This window comes from Corynebacterium sp. HMSC074C11, assembly GCF_001809455.1.
Classification (GTDB): Bacteria; Actinomycetota; Actinomycetes; order Mycobacteriales; family Mycobacteriaceae; genus Corynebacterium; species Corynebacterium amycolatum.
Genome location: NZ_KV797729.1, coordinates 1 through 13,623 on the forward strand (window position 1 = coordinate 1; position 13,623 = coordinate 13,623).

Annotated in this window: 16 protein-coding genes; 12 read left to right on the forward strand and 4 right to left on the reverse strand. The window is 58.8% G+C overall.

The features are described 5' to 3' along the window. The first annotated feature begins 253 nt into the window (after positions 1–253). On the forward strand, positions 254–598 hold the full coding sequence (locus HMPREF2614_RS11035) for a restriction endonuclease subunit S (RefSeq protein WP_141745467.1): 345 nt from the start codon (positions 254–256) through the stop codon (positions 596–598). A gap of 45 nt (positions 599–643) precedes the next feature. Continuing rightward, a complete protein-coding gene (locus tag HMPREF2614_RS03815) occupies positions 644–1,303 on the forward strand; it encodes a GntR family transcriptional regulator (RefSeq protein WP_246815672.1) in 660 nt (219 codons plus the stop codon). Between the two features lie 112 nt (positions 1,304–1,415). Here the strand turns inward: HMPREF2614_RS03815 and HMPREF2614_RS03820 are convergent, their stop codons facing one another. Both HMPREF2614_RS03820 and HMPREF2614_RS03825 read right to left on the reverse strand, forming a co-directional pair. Next, positions 1,416–1,922: a hypothetical protein gene (locus HMPREF2614_RS03820; RefSeq protein ID WP_070560198.1), complete on the reverse strand. Its 507-nt coding sequence runs from the start codon at positions 1,920–1,922 to the stop codon at positions 1,416–1,418. A gap of 93 nt (positions 1,923–2,015) precedes the next feature. Next, on the reverse strand, positions 2,016–2,735 hold the full coding sequence (locus HMPREF2614_RS03825; protein WP_141745468.1) for a hypothetical protein: 720 nt from the start codon (positions 2,733–2,735) through the stop codon (positions 2,016–2,018). Between the two features lie 130 nt (positions 2,736–2,865). Here HMPREF2614_RS03825 and HMPREF2614_RS03830 point away from each other — a divergent pair, with 130 nt between their 5' ends. Further along, complete coding sequence (locus tag HMPREF2614_RS03830) at positions 2,866–3,117, forward strand: hypothetical protein (protein ID WP_141745469.1); 252 nt, start codon at positions 2,866–2,868, stop codon at positions 3,115–3,117. A gap of 200 nt (positions 3,118–3,317) precedes the next feature. Beyond that, positions 3,318–4,433, forward strand: coding sequence for a lipase family alpha/beta hydrolase (locus tag HMPREF2614_RS03835; protein WP_070560204.1), 1,116 nt, complete (start codon positions 3,318–3,320; stop codon positions 4,431–4,433). 55 nt (positions 4,434–4,488) lie between these two features. On the opposite strand, the gene HMPREF2614_RS03840 is transcribed toward HMPREF2614_RS03835, so the two are convergent. Beyond that, positions 4,489–5,229: an LURP-one-related/scramblase family protein gene (locus HMPREF2614_RS03840; protein ID WP_070560205.1), complete on the reverse strand. Its 741-nt coding sequence runs from the start codon at positions 5,227–5,229 to the stop codon at positions 4,489–4,491. Between the two features lie 40 nt (positions 5,230–5,269). Continuing rightward, entirely contained in the window at positions 5,270–5,800 is a 531-nt protein-coding gene (locus HMPREF2614_RS03845) for a type 1 glutamine amidotransferase domain-containing protein (protein WP_070560379.1), read from the reverse strand. Positions 5,801–5,818: 18 nt separating this feature from the next. Here HMPREF2614_RS03845 and HMPREF2614_RS03850 point away from each other — a divergent pair, with 18 nt between their 5' ends. The 8 genes from HMPREF2614_RS03850 to HMPREF2614_RS03885 all read left to right on the forward strand — a co-directional run bounded on the left by HMPREF2614_RS03850 (position 5,819) and on the right by HMPREF2614_RS03885 (position 13,588). Then, positions 5,819–6,103, forward strand: a complete 285-nt coding sequence (locus HMPREF2614_RS03850; protein WP_239392972.1) for a DUF4177 domain-containing protein — start codon at positions 5,819–5,821, stop codon at positions 6,101–6,103. A 73-nt stretch (positions 6,104–6,176) separates the two neighbouring features. Next, a complete protein-coding gene (locus tag HMPREF2614_RS03855) occupies positions 6,177–7,808 on the forward strand; it encodes a CTP synthase (protein WP_070560207.1) in 1,632 nt (543 codons plus the stop codon). A 48-nt stretch (positions 7,809–7,856) separates the two neighbouring features. After that, the gene (locus HMPREF2614_RS03860) at positions 7,857–8,510 is read left to right on the forward strand and encodes an NUDIX domain-containing protein (RefSeq protein ID WP_070560209.1); all 654 of its coding nucleotides are present in this window, start codon (positions 7,857–7,859) and stop codon (positions 8,508–8,510) included. Beyond that, positions 8,507–9,445 carry a site-specific tyrosine recombinase XerD gene (locus HMPREF2614_RS03865; protein WP_070560210.1) on the forward strand — a complete coding sequence of 313 codons (939 nt, stop codon included), beginning with the start codon at positions 8,507–8,509 and terminating at the stop codon, positions 9,443–9,445. The genes HMPREF2614_RS03860 and HMPREF2614_RS03865 overlap by 4 nt, the downstream gene beginning before the upstream one ends. Before the next feature lie 103 nt (positions 9,446–9,548). Then, a complete protein-coding gene (locus HMPREF2614_RS03870; protein ID WP_038625574.1) occupies positions 9,549–10,424 on the forward strand; it encodes a ParA family protein in 876 nt (291 codons plus the stop codon). 3 nt (positions 10,425–10,427) lie between these two features. Beyond that, positions 10,428–11,270 carry a segregation and condensation protein A gene (locus HMPREF2614_RS03875; RefSeq protein ID WP_187402594.1) on the forward strand — a complete coding sequence of 281 codons (843 nt, stop codon included), beginning with the start codon at positions 10,428–10,430 and terminating at the stop codon, positions 11,268–11,270. A gap of 173 nt (positions 11,271–11,443) precedes the next feature. Beyond that, entirely contained in the window at positions 11,444–12,058 is a 615-nt protein-coding gene (scpB, locus tag HMPREF2614_RS03880) for an SMC-Scp complex subunit ScpB (RefSeq protein ID WP_038625570.1), read from the forward strand. A gap of 396 nt (positions 12,059–12,454) precedes the next feature. Next, positions 12,455–13,588, forward strand: coding sequence for a PDDEXK family nuclease (locus HMPREF2614_RS03885; RefSeq protein WP_052155520.1), 1,134 nt, complete (start codon positions 12,455–12,457; stop codon positions 13,586–13,588). Positions 13,589–13,623 lie beyond the last annotated feature (35 nt).

The following is a 13,623-nucleotide window of genomic DNA, read 5'->3' on the forward strand; positions in this document are numbered from 1 at the left end:
CCCCGCTACGCACTCCGAAACCGGAAGAGCCCCTTAACGACGGTGCACCAGACTGCACGCACTTCATCGTACGTACTGAAGTCTCGGCAACAGATGAGTGGCAACACAGCTACTTTTATTTCAATGATTAGCCACCAACAGAGGAAGAGTTCCTTAGTACCGTCGCCGACTACGTGATCTGGCAGGTCAACATGCACACGCACGGTCTTGGAAACCTTGTAACTCCGATACTGGCGGATACGGAGGAAGCGTCATGAGCACTTTCGAAGCATTGTACTTTCAACCGATGCTGCTCACAGATGTGTTTCAGTCCATGGCGGCTTCTATAGCCGGGTATGACAAGTCGGCACTAAGAACGACGGGTGTTGCCTCATATCCTTTCGTATCACGGACCAAAGCTGAAAACGGCATTGATGGATTTTGTTCTCGTCAAAAGAAAGACCCTGAACCCGGCAATGCCATCGCAATAGGACTCGATACGCAAACAGTGGGATTTCGACCCGTGGCGTTTTGCACGAGTCAGAATATCCAAGTATTACGTCATCCGAACTTGACGCCATCATCAGCAGCGGTGCTTATGACTGTGATCAAGACTTAGCTGCACAAGTTTAGCTTGGGTGGAAATGGCGCAACTCTGAGGCGCTTGAAAGCCACAAAAATTATGGTTCTGACTACCTTCGACAGTGCTGGGGAGTTGGTCGTTGCCTGGGACGGCATTTCTGAATTTGGTCGCGAACTGTTCGCTGAAATCCACGCACACCGCGCTCGACCATCTGTCACGGACGAGGTCATTTCCTTTACTCAGTGGTGCCAGAAGACCGGTGCGGAGCCAGGGCAGCAGACGCAGTGGGTAACACGACAGCCTGCAGGATCGGAGTTAGCAGCGCATTTGGAAATCGCGGACACGGATCAGGTTGTCTCCGTACTTCGGCTCCGGCTTATGGATGGGGAGCCAGCTATGGTCGAGAGGCTGAATTACCCTCTGGACGTCGGCAAGCACATTCTGACCTTTGATACTGATTCGGGGTCCATTTACCGCCACCTGTTGGATAGCGGTGTGGACATTGCGTATGCGACGCGCACCATTGATGCGGTTCCGGCCAATGAAGAGGATGCCGCGCTGCTGAAGATTCAGATGGGTGCGCCTTTGCTGCGAGTCCGGCGCCGTGCATTCACGCTGGACGGAGTGCCGATTGAGGCCTCCGATGACCGCTACCTGGCAAGTAAGGCGAACTTCTCGGTGACGACGGCACGGGGAAATGCGTCACCAATCTCGCTGCAGGCTGGGGAGGGTGTGCGGTAGGGGCTACGAGGGGGGGGGGCAGCGGTGGTGGCTATGCATTGAATTGGCGTAGCTGCTGTTGTGAATGTTTGTCGGGAAGGTGGCAGCTGCTTCTTAATTCAACAAGTGCCAGCTAATTCAACATTGCACGGCATTCTTCCTCAGAATGGCCAGAGTTTAGGAAGTCAGCCCAGTCGATTTGGCCTTGAACCCACGGGGACGGCTCGTTGGTCTGAGGTTCCGGGGCCGTGTTTGTGGAAGGGCCATCATAGAAATTGTTGGCGCAATACTGTGTCCATCCGGACGTGCCGTCGGTAAACCAGGTGGTGCCTTGCTCGTAGAGGCCCTGCGAGGATTTCGCGCAATGTGAAATCGCCTTGTTTATAGCCGTTGGCTCGCCATTGGGCGCGTCGGTGTAGCCAGTGGGTTTGGCAGTATCCGTCGTTCGGGTTGTGGAAGTCGACGGGGCAGGGTTCTTGGTGGTGGATTGCGTCGTCGACTCTGTGCTGCGTGCTGGGCTGGTGACAGTTTTGGTAACCGTCGTCGGCTCCGGTGCCTTTTCCGATTCTCCGTTGGCGCAAGCGGAAAGGCACAATGCCGGAATAGTGAGTGCAAGGGCAAAAATGTGTCGTTTGTGCATGTGAAATACCTTAATGTAAGAGCAGGTGGAAAGGGGTTTTTCTGTAACGCGAGGTCGGCGCGATCTATCTCGGATTCGCAACCTGCGCGGCTTCTATCTTTGTGGCTGCCAATTAGACAGTCGCCAATTAGGCCAATTAGATGGCAGGAACAGTATCTTCCACCAACTCCGGGGCCACCAGCGGCGAGGAATTACGTCTGAATACTCGGAGTGGTCTGATACGAGAGTTCGAATCTCGTTGTCGTCAACACCGAGGACGTGAAGTTCGGCTATCAACGCCTCAATTTCCCCACTACAAATATCGAGACCCCACATCCCTGATTGTTCGAAGTAATCGTGGAACAGGCGCTTTACCTCATCGGCGATTTGGGCATCGTCAACGATCCCGTGGCATTGGCTCGACTCGTCCAATATTGACTCCGCTAATGTATGGCCTGCCTGGCATGAAGGGGAGTATGTCATGGGGAGCATTTTGAGCTCGTAGTAGCAATCCGGTTCCAATAGGTCTGGGTTTATTGCCACACCAGGTTCGGGCCACAGGTCTTCTTCGAGACTGGGACGTTCTGCCAACATTGCCGCGACGCCGAAGCAGATATGAACACATAAATTCCTTGTGTGGAAGTCTTCGCACTGACATGAAGTACAGCCAGGAAAAGTTAATCCATCAACCTGGACCTCGAAGTCATCGACGGTGATGCGGTAGGCACCAGCTGCAACCTCGGCCATAGGGGATTGCGCTGAAAGCTTTTGTGCCGACTCGATGACATCTTCTGCGAAAAACGCCCTAATAATTGGCGAATCAAACGTGGTCATGCACTGAACGGTAGTAATAAGGCCGGATTGGGAATTAGGTCTATTAGAACGACTGTTCTCGTTTTCGTCCTTGGGAAGCCAGCAGTTTCCCAGGACTTGGCTGCGTCGCAGCCTGCATTTACTCGCCAGTATGTCGGTGCTAGTGGTCATTGTGGCCGCGAACTCATTGCTGTTCATAATGTTTGAGCATGCGGGCATTCATGATCCGTTAGTGCCGGAGTATTCAGGTGCTGGAATCGCATTTTCCCTGCTTTCCCTCAGCTGGGTCCTGAATCGGTACTTGAGCAAGTTCCTGGCCCTGCAGGTCTCGAGCTATTTTGCAGTTGCTGTCGGCGCTGTATGCACGGGATGGGCGGAAGTCACTCGTGTTTTGGGGCTGTAACCGAAATCACTCTAATAACCTACGGAGCTGTAGGTGAATCGCGTTATAGTTATATTTAGATTACATTTTATTAACCCCTTTGAGAGGCTTTCATTGATTTCCTTTCAGAGTACGATAACGATTCGTAGCCTGATTTTTGCCCATGCCGTAGTTCTTATTGGAAGCGTTTTACTATTCACTGTTCTAGGCAAGGAGTAATCATGGGCACTCATCGAGCATTTGCAAAGCTGGCACGGTCAGCCACAGCACTGTTGGCTGCGGCTGGTGTCGCTCTGGCGGCGGCTCCTATCGCGGCCGCTGCACCGGCTGCGGCAACAGGTAATAATCAGGTCCTGTCCTGGACCGAAATGGGCGCTTGGGGACCGAAGGCAAATGATTTCCCCACCGTCATGATTAAGCAGGGGATGACCGAAAACATCAGCCCCGAGGGCACGAATGTGCAGTGTGTTCCTGCTCCTGGTGAGAATCCGGTCGTCATGATCCATGGTATGAACACGAACTCGTACCAGACCTATGCTCGCATGGCACCGGAGCTAAAGGCAATGGGTAAGTGTCTGTACGCATTTAACGTCGGCAAGCTGGGTCCTGACGAGTTTTCAGTTCTGGGCTCTATTCCAACCATGCGCAACATGACCCCGTTGGATACTGCTTTGGCAGAGCTGACTGCGAAGATTGAAACCCTCAAGGCGGAAACTGGTGCAACCGCCGTTGATATTGTTGGACACTCTGCCGGTGGCGCCTTGGCTGCCGCCTACGCCAAGCAGGAGCAGGGCCGGGGGATTGGCACCATCGTTTCCCTGGCGGGCGTGCTGCATGGCACAACTCTGCTGGGCGCTTCCTACGGCTTGGAGCAGCTCAACCAGTTCGACAACGCTGGTGACAAGGCTGCGGGTTTCATTGTCAGCCCGAGCCTGGTGGATCTGCTGCAGCACAGCCAGTTCATGGCCAAGATGAATGAAGGTGGCCTGGAGCAGCCGGGCGTCAACTACGTTGCAATCTCGACTCAGGTTGATGAAGCCGTCACGCCAATGGCTGCAAGCCAGTGGAATGCACCGACTTCCAACAACATCCTCCTACAGGATGGTTGCTCTGCGGATCTGTCGGGCCATATTGGTCTGACCTTCTCGCCGCGAGCAATCGCGCTGGTAGCGAATGCGCTCGGACGTAATGTTGAGGTTCCGTGCGTGCCGGTAACCGCAGTTTTTGAAGGCGGCATCAACGACAATGCCAATGTTCGCCCAGAACACGTCAATGCCGTCTCTGATGGCATCACGGAAATAGACGGACGCATCGCTCAGGCTGCCGGGTCGCGGTAGCGATAGTCGCGAGCAGTAGTTCTTGATAAAAGGCGCGAGTCGACAGCGATAATAGCTAGTCGGATCGCGCCTTTTTCGCCATCAAATCCAGGGCAATAGCGGCACCAATAATGGCCGCGCGTAGCTCTGGTGGCAAATCATCCTTGAGCTGCAAAACATAGCGCTCATTGCCGGATAGGAGATTCGCAAACCCCGACCACTTGCGTGACATCTGTGCAACTTTGATGTCGTTGATCATAAAAGTGGCGTCGTAGTGCCAGAGGTCTCCGTCGACACGGCAGTCAGCAAAACCGGGGATTGAAATTTCCAGCTTCCGCTGAAAGAACGCAAACTTCTGCTGAATAGTTGCCAAAAGGCGCGATGGCCCTACTCCGCCCTGCTGCTTGCCCTCAGAGTCTGTCGCCTGCGAGCCAGGGTAGTAGACCTCGTAACGGTCAAGGGTAAAATCGGTCGGGTCGGTGATAACGAATACCGGAGTGCCGTCCGGCTCGGACACTGTCAGACGACGAGAGCCCATAAACATTCGGCTCAGCGTGCTGCCCGTAGTTTCGATCTTTCCGATGCAGTGGCCCTCGGTATCCAGTATGTCGAAATCATCCGCCATGAGATTTCGAATCTGCTGGATAACGATGTTGTTGTGCGAGAGCAATCCCTGGTGGCGCCCTTGCTGCGGCGGAAGCTGCTCGGGCGCGGGAGGCTGCTCCGGCGCGGCAGGCTGCTGCCCGGAAGCATCTTCCTGATCGTGCTGTGGAATCTGATCCCACAGCGACTTTGGGTTATCCCAATATGAACTCATGGCAACAGCCGTCCTTTGGTGGTGCTAAAAGCTGAGTGGCTTAGAAGTTCTCTACGAGTGCCTTGTTGAAAGCCTCGTTGAAAGCCTCGAGGTCGGCCGGGGTGCGGGAGGAAATCAGGTTGCCGTCAACGACAACTTCCTCATCGACCCAGTTGGCACCAGCGTTAATAAGGTCAGTCTTGACGCTGATGTAGGAAGTAATCGTACGGCCCTTCAGCACATCCGCATCGGTGAGAATCCAACCGCCGTGGCAAATCACGCCAATCGGCTTGTTGGCTGCGGCGAATCCCTTCACTAGCGCCACGGCATCCTTATCGATGCGAATCTGGTCTGCATTTACGGTGCCGCCAGGCAGAATCAGGGCATCATAATCATCGGCAGAAACGCTGCTGATCAGCTTATCGACATCCACCTTCGAGCCATTCTTGCCCTCGATGGATCCATCCTCGGTGGAGATAACGTGCACGGTCGCACCGGCATCCTTCACGGCCTCAGCCGGGCTAGTCAGCTCGGAGTCCTCGAATCCGTTAGTGGCCAAAACTGCAATGTTCTTATTCGTTAGGTCAGTCATAGCCCCGAGGGTAACGACGTGGTCGCGTTTATGCATCCGCCCGAGTATTGTTTTGCTTGCAATATTGAAAATTACTTTAACGGAGGGCGGAAAATGCCTCATTATGAAGTTCTTCAGGTGGTTCTGAAGGAAAAGTTCATCGGTACCGGCTCGGCTAATCTGACAGAGCTTGAGAGGGTAATCAACGACAAGGCTTCGCAGGGGTTCCGGTTGCACACGATTACTACTGCCTCTTCGGGCAGTAAGGGACTGATGGGCGGGGACCGCATCCAGGCGACCATGATTTTTGAAAGCCTTACCTAGTTGCGTAAGTGATCTCCGCCATTGTGAAAAATAGCTTGCGCTTATACCCGCGCAGGCGATATTCTGAAGTCCCGTGGTTACGAAATACATCATCGTTACAGGAGGCGTTGCCTCCTCCCTCGGCAAAGGCTTAACTGCGGCTTCGCTCGGCCGCCTGCTTACCTCGCGTGGTCTGAAAGTGACTATGCAAAAGCTCGATCCCTACCTCAATGTGGATCCGGGCACCATGAACCCCTTCCAGCACGGCGAGGTCTTCGTCACCGAAGACGGCGCGGAAACCGATCTGGACTTGGGGCATTACGAGCGCTTCCTCGACCGCAATCTCTCCGCCGGCGGCAACGTCACCACCGGCAAGGTCTATTCTTCGGTCATCGCTAAGGAACGCCGCGGCGAATTCCTCGGCCAGACCGTGCAGGTCATCCCGCACATCACCGACGAAATCAAATCCCGCATCGTCGCTATGGGCAATGCCGACGCAAGCGGCGACAAGCCCGACGTGGTCATCACCGAAATCGGTGGCACCGTCGGCGATATTGAATCGCAGCCCTTCCTGGAAGCTGCGCGGCAAGTGCGTCACGACGTCGGCCGCGAAAACGTCTTCTACCTGCACGTGTCACTGGTTCCGTACCTCGGCCCCTCCAAGGAACTGAAGACCAAGCCCACCCAGCACTCGGTGGCCGAACTTCGCTCGATTGGCCTGGTTCCCGATGCCGTCGTTTTGCGATGCGACCGCGACGTTCCCGACTCCCTCAAAAACAAGATTGCGCTGATGTGCGACATCGACCGCGAGGGCGTGGTGTCCTGCCCAGATGCGCCGAGCATCTACGACATCCCGAAGGTCCTCTACGACGAGCACCTGGACACCTTCATCATTCGCCGCCTCAATCTGCCGTTCCGCGACATGGATTGGGCCGTGTGGGGAGACCTGCTTGAGCGCGTCCACAACCCGAAGGGCGAGGTCACGGTGGCGCTCGTCGGCAAGTATATTGACCTGCCGGACGCCTACCTGTCCGTCGCGGAAGCTGTGCGCGCCGCCGGTTTCGCCCACCGCGTGAAGGCGAACATTCGCTGGGTTGCCTCCGACGACCGCGAAACCCCCGAGGGGCTGAAAGAAAACATGGCCGGCGTTGACGCGATTGTCATCCCCGGCGGCTTCGGCGGGCGTGGGATTGAAGGCAAGATTGCGACCATCCGCTACGCAAAGGAAACCGGCACGCCACTTTTGGGAATCTGCCTGGGCATGCAGTGTGTTGTCATCGAGGCGGCACGCACCGCGGGCGTTGAAGGCGCGTCGTCCACCGAGTTCGACGAGAACGCGGCCGAGCCAGTGATTGCCACGATGGAGGAGCAGCTCCAGGCTGTCTCCGGCGAGGCTGACCTGGGCGGATCCATGCGCCTGGGTTCCTACCCGGCGAAGCTTGCTGAAGACTCCGTCGTCGCGCGCCTCTACGGCACCACCGATGTCACCGAACGCCACCGCCACCGCTACGAGGTCAACAACGCCTACCGCGCGCAGCTCGAAGAAGCAGGCCTGGTCATCTCGGGCACCTCGCCGGACGGCAAGCTCGTCGAATTCGTTGAATATCCCACAGACGTGCACCCATACCTCGTGGCCACGCAGGCGCACCCGGAGCTGAAGTCACGCCCCACCAACGCGCATCCGCTTTTCGACGGTCTCATCGCCGCAGCCCTCAAGCGCAACTAGCCTTGGCTCCGCCAGGTCCAATCCGGCCTACCTATTAGAGTAAATCTCATGGCGCACCAATTTGACGTTGTTGATTCCGAGATCGTTCTCGAGGCACCTATTCTCGCGGTCCGCCGCGACCAGGTGCGAATGCCGGGTGGGAATGTGTCCGCCCGTGAGATTGTGGAGCATTTCGGCGCTGTTGCAGTCGTTGCCGCAGATGAGGATAACCGCCTCTACCTGCTGAATCAGTGGCGGCAGGCGGCAGGGGAGCGTCTGGTGGAGCTGCCGGCCGGGCTCCTCGATGTCGCAGACGAAGCCCCACTGGAGGCCGCCAAGCGTGAGCTGGTCGAGGAAGCCGGACTGGAGGCCGAGTCCTGGTCCCTGCTTACCGATATGTTCAGCTCGCCCGGCTTCGCAGAGGAAGCGGTCCGGATCTACCTGGCTAGGGGTCTCCGTGCCGTCGATAAGCCGGAAGCCCACGATGAGGAAGCGGACATGACTGCGTCGTGGATTGACGTCGAGGAAGCGGTGGCGATGGCGCTGCGCGGAGAGATCCTCAACGGCATCGCACTGTCCGGCATTCTGCTGGCGGCGGAGGTGCTGCTGAGGGGTGCGACGCCGCGCTCGGTCGCGGAGCCGTTCGACATTCGGCCGACGGCGCTGGCGAAACGCCGGACGGAGCAGCTCGGCGCCGGAGCGGACCTGAAACGCATCCGATGAGTTCAATTGATCCGCTTGTCGACGCCTTCGTCACCTACCTCGCGGTGGAAAAGGGCCTGTCGGCGAATACGCTCGCCAGTTATAAGCGCGACTTGGAGAAGTACCGCACCTACCTGCGGGAGATCGGGCGCACGGAATTGGCGCAGGTCACCGAGCAGGACGTAACAGAGTTCCTGGCGTATCTGGCGCGGGGAGATAAGTCGGCGGGTAGGCCAGCGTTGGCCCCGACCTCGGTGACGCGGTCGCTGTCGGCCGTGCGGAGCTTCCACAGGTTCGCGGTGGGCGAGGGGGCGTTGGAGGCGGATGTCGCCAAGCGAGTGGCGCCGCCGAAGCAGCCCTCGCGGTATCCAAAGGCACTCAGCATTGACGAGGTCACCCGCCTAATCGAGTCCATCCCCGCCGACGACACCGCAGACGTGACCGACCTGCGCAACCGCGCACTGGTGGAGTTTTTGTACACGACAGGTGCGCGAGTTTCAGAAGTCACCGGCCTGGATATCGATGACGTGGATCGCGAAACCAACCTCGTGTTACTGCGCGGCAAGGGCGGAAAGGAGCGCATCGTGCCAGTGGGCTCGCCGGCCATGGCTGCGCTCGATGCGTGGCTCACGCGCGGGCGGCCGAGCTGGGTGCGGGCGAACTCCGGGCCGGCGCTGTTTATCAACTCGCTGGGACGCAGGCTGTCGCGACAGTCGGCCGGAAATACGCTGGCGGAGTTGGGTGAGCGCGCCGGGCTGAGCGTGAAAATTTCCCCGCACACCCTGCGCCACAGTTTCGGCACGCACCTCATTGAAGGCGGTGCCGATGTGCGCGTGGTCCAAGAGCTGCTCGGACACGCCTCCGTGACGACAACCCAGATTTACACCATGATTACCGCAGAGAATATGCGACGAGTCTGGGCGGGGGCTCACCCACGGGCTGAATACTCGCGGTAATATGCGGCGGTAGTATGTAGCGCTACTACGCGGCGGTAATATATGGCGGTATTACGTGGCGCAGTAGAATTGATGAGAAATCTTCAAGGAAGAGGGATTGACTGTGGCTGAAGAAGGGTTGTTTGAGGCCGATCGAGTTGAACTCGGTCTCACCGGTCGTCCGGTGCGCGAGCTACCGGAACCCGCACCCCTGACCAGTCACGGCCCCGCGGTCATCCTGGCAATGTGTAACCAGAAGGGCGGCGTGGGTAAGACCACCTCGACCATCAACCTGGGCGCAGCACTGGCGGAGTTCGGCCGTAAAGTCCTGCTCGTTGACTTGGACCCGCAAGGGGCACTATCCGCCGGTCTTGGTGTCCCTCATGAGGAACTCGACCTGACTGTCTACAACCTCATCGTCGACGACACCACCGACGTCCGTGATGCCATCCACCACACCAAGGTTTCCGGCCTGGATCTCGTCCCGGCCAACATCGACCTGTCGGCGGCGGAGATTCAGCTTGTCAACGAAGTCGGTCGCGAACAGGCCTTGGGGCGCGCGCTGCGCCCAGTGATGAATGACTACGACTTCATCATCATTGACTGCCAGCCGTCGCTAGGCCTGCTGACCGTCAATGCGCTGACCATCGCCGAGGGCGTCATCATCCCAATGGTGGCCGAATACTTCTCGCTGCGCGGCCTGGCACTGCTCACCGACACGGTGGCCAAGGTTCGCGACCGCCTGAACTTCAACCTGGAAGTCTCCGGCATTCTGGTCACCATGTTCGACCGCCGCACGCGCCACGCCAAGGAAGTCATGGAACGCCTCATCGAGGTTTTCGGTGACAAGGTCTTTGACACGGTCATCACCCGAACCGTCCGCTTTCCGGAAACCTCCGTCGCCGGTGAGCCCATCACCACCTGGGCGCCAAACACCCCAGCCGCGGCACAGTACCGCAACCTGGCCCGCGAGGTCATCGAGCGCAAAGGCCGCAAATAATAGGTGACTTCCCCGGATAGTTACACTCCCGAACCGTCGTCAAGCGAGGGCGTGCAGGAAGAAATCACCGGCTTCCGCGTCGCGCTCGCGAACTTCAACGGGCCCTTTGACCTGCTGTTGCAGCTGATTAGCAGCAAAAAGATGGACGTCACCGAAGTCGCGCTGGCGGCGGTCACAGACGAGTTCATCGCATACACGCGCAGCCTCGACGCAGTCAGTGACCTCGACGAAATCACCGAATTCCTCGTCGTGGCAGCGACGCTGCTCGACCTCAAAACCGCACGGCTCCTACCGCGTGGCGACGTCGACAGCGAAGAAGACCTCGAACTGCTAGAAGCGCGCGACCTGCTGTTCGCCCGACTGCTGCAGTACCAGGCGTATGGCAAGGTGGCCGACCAATTCGAGGAGTGGCAGAAGACTGCGCCGCGGCGCTATCCGCGGGCCGTGGGGCCGGACAAGCAGTTCGAGGAGTTGCTGCCGCCCGTGCGCCTGGGCATGACGCTCGGGGAGTTTGCCGAGTTTGCGGCCGTCGTAATGCGGCCAAAGCCACCGGAGGAAGTCGGTGTCGGCCACATCCACGGCGTGCCGGTGTCCGTGCCAGAGCAGGCGGGCAAGATTCTGGACTCGCTGCGGCTGGCAGGCGAGGGGACCTGGCTGACTTTTACGCAGCTGACATCGGAGTGCCGCGTGTCCATGGAGGTCGTCGGGCGGTTCCTGGCACTGCTGGAGCTCTACCGCGCCAAGGCGATCGGTGTGGAGCAGGAGGAAGCGCTGGAGGAAATCCACGTGGCCTGGACCGGGCTCGACGTGGACCCGGCCGTCGTGGCGGCGGCGAACTGGGAGTAGGTGGCTGTTGATTTGTGCTGGCTGTTGGGCTCGGTCGGGCTCGGGCGGGCGTGGTTGGGCCCTGCTCGGTGCGGGCTCGGTCGGGCTTGGTTGAGCTGGGGCTGAGTTGGGGCCCAGCTAATTAGCGGCCACTAATTAGCGCCCGGCGCGGGAGGTTGCGTAATCTGACGCGCATGAGCGAAACCAGTTCCGCACCATCCGAGCAGGCCACGGAGTCTGCGTCTGCTTCTCCGGCGCAGTTGCCACCCATTGACCCGTTGCGAGCAGGCGTGGAGTCGATTCTGCTTGTGGTCGATACGCCGGTGGCGGCGGAGGATATGGCGCGGGCGCTGGATGTTTCCGCAAGCGATATCCGTGACGTGCTTCGCGAAATCGAGTACGAATACCGTGCGCGCCGCAGCGGCATTGAGCTGCGTGAAACGGATGAGGGCTGGCGCTTCTACACGGCTCCCGCGCACGCCAGCGCGGTGGAGCGCTTCTTGCTGGATGGCTCGCAGTCGAAGCTCTCACGTGCAGCTATGGAGACGCTGGCAGTGGTGGCGTACCGGCAGCCGGCCACGCGTGCGCAGGTCTCCGGTGTGCGCGGCGTCAATGTTGATGGTGTGATGCGCACGCTGGTCGCGCGCGGGCTGATTGCCGAGTCGGGAGAGGACCCGGCCACCGGTGCGCATTTGTACGTTACGACGACGCTGTTCCTGGAGCTTTTGGGGATTGATTCGCTAGACCAGCTGCCTGACTTGGCTCCGCTGCTGCCAGAGGTCGACTTGATCGACGAGCCGTTGGACTAGGCAGGGCTTGGGGTGGTGGCTAGGCGAGCCACTCCGTTTTAGATTCACTTCACGGTTATCGATCCACTTCACGACACGCGTGTCACCTCATGCCACCTCCAAAGCTGCCACGAGGTGACATGGGTGTCGTGAAGTCGCGTTTAGGGGCTGCTCACTGCCGCTCGCTGCGCACTACGGGTCTTTGCCCCCTGTTGCGCCCACCGCATGCCCTGTGGATAACTCCCGAAAACTGCAAACTATCCACAGCCAACGCCAAATCGACGCCTCCTGACCCTCCGCGTGTGTCAAAAAATGAGAACGTAGCACTCGCAAACACACAAACACGCAAACACTCGCACCGCCCAGCACACACCACCCACCGACCAGCAGTTGCCTGGACCTCAGGAGCGCAATCCGATGCCGCAGTGGATCTACGACGCCGACGACATCATCCGTACCGGCCAGCAGTGCGAATGCGCCCGTCCCAGCACCTTCGCAATTTCCCGAATCGGCCAGCACTCCGACCGTGATCTCCACCGGCGAGCCAAAAGCGGCAGCCTTCTGTGGCTCGCGCATGGCGCGTACGTGCCCGTCGACAGGTGGCTCGCCTTACACAGCACCGAACGCTACGTTCTGGAAATCAAAGCGCTCATTCATCGCGGCACCGCCACCGTAATCACCCGCGATGCTGCCGCTGCCCTCCATGGTTTACCTCTACTGACGCATGGCACTCCCATCGCGATAGCCAACTCCGGCCGCACGCGTGGGCAATTGCGAAGCACACCGAATGGCCCGTACCAGCCGCACAAACGCCTCATCCGCGTCTCCGGCCGGATTCTCCCCGAGGACGTCGTAGAAGTCGATGGCCGCCTCGTCACCGATGTCCCAAAGTCCGTCATCGATGTCTGCCGTTCTCGCACCCCGCATAATGCACTAGTGCTTGCCGACGCCGCCCTCCAGCGCCACACCGATACCGAGGAACTGTTGGCCACGTTGGCTGCGTATCCCCGTGCTCCGGGAAATGCGCAGGCCAGGAGGTTGTTGCGGCAAGCGACAGCGTCGTCGGAAAGCATTGGGGAATCGCTCACTAAAGAAGCAATCGTCCAGGCGGGGCTAGCTTCTGTCGACGATTCTCGGGCTCCGTTGCTTCAGCAGGTTTCCTTTCGGGATGAACGTGGCTTCATCGCACGCGTGGACTTTTATCTGCCCGAACTTGGGCTGGTCGTCGAGTTCGATGGCCGTATGAAATACACCGACGGCGGGGTTGCGGACACGCAGGTGGCAATCGCAAAGGAGTTGGAGCGCGAAAAGCGCCTGAAGAATCTCGGGCTGAATGTCATCCGGATTGTCTGGTCACAGCTTTTCGACGGCTCCGCAGTAGCCACCTTGAGGCAAACGGCCGCGGAAATCCGACGTCACCTGGCAAATGGCGGGAACCGCTACAACGGTAACTACGCCTTCGCTCGGCCGCCCATCACGATCACAGGAAAGGCGGCTGAGCTGGCTATGCGTCGCCGACAGGTGTGGAGCCAAGCGGGACGGTTGTACTAGCTGGCTGGCTTATCGGGTTTAGCCCCCTGCCGGTG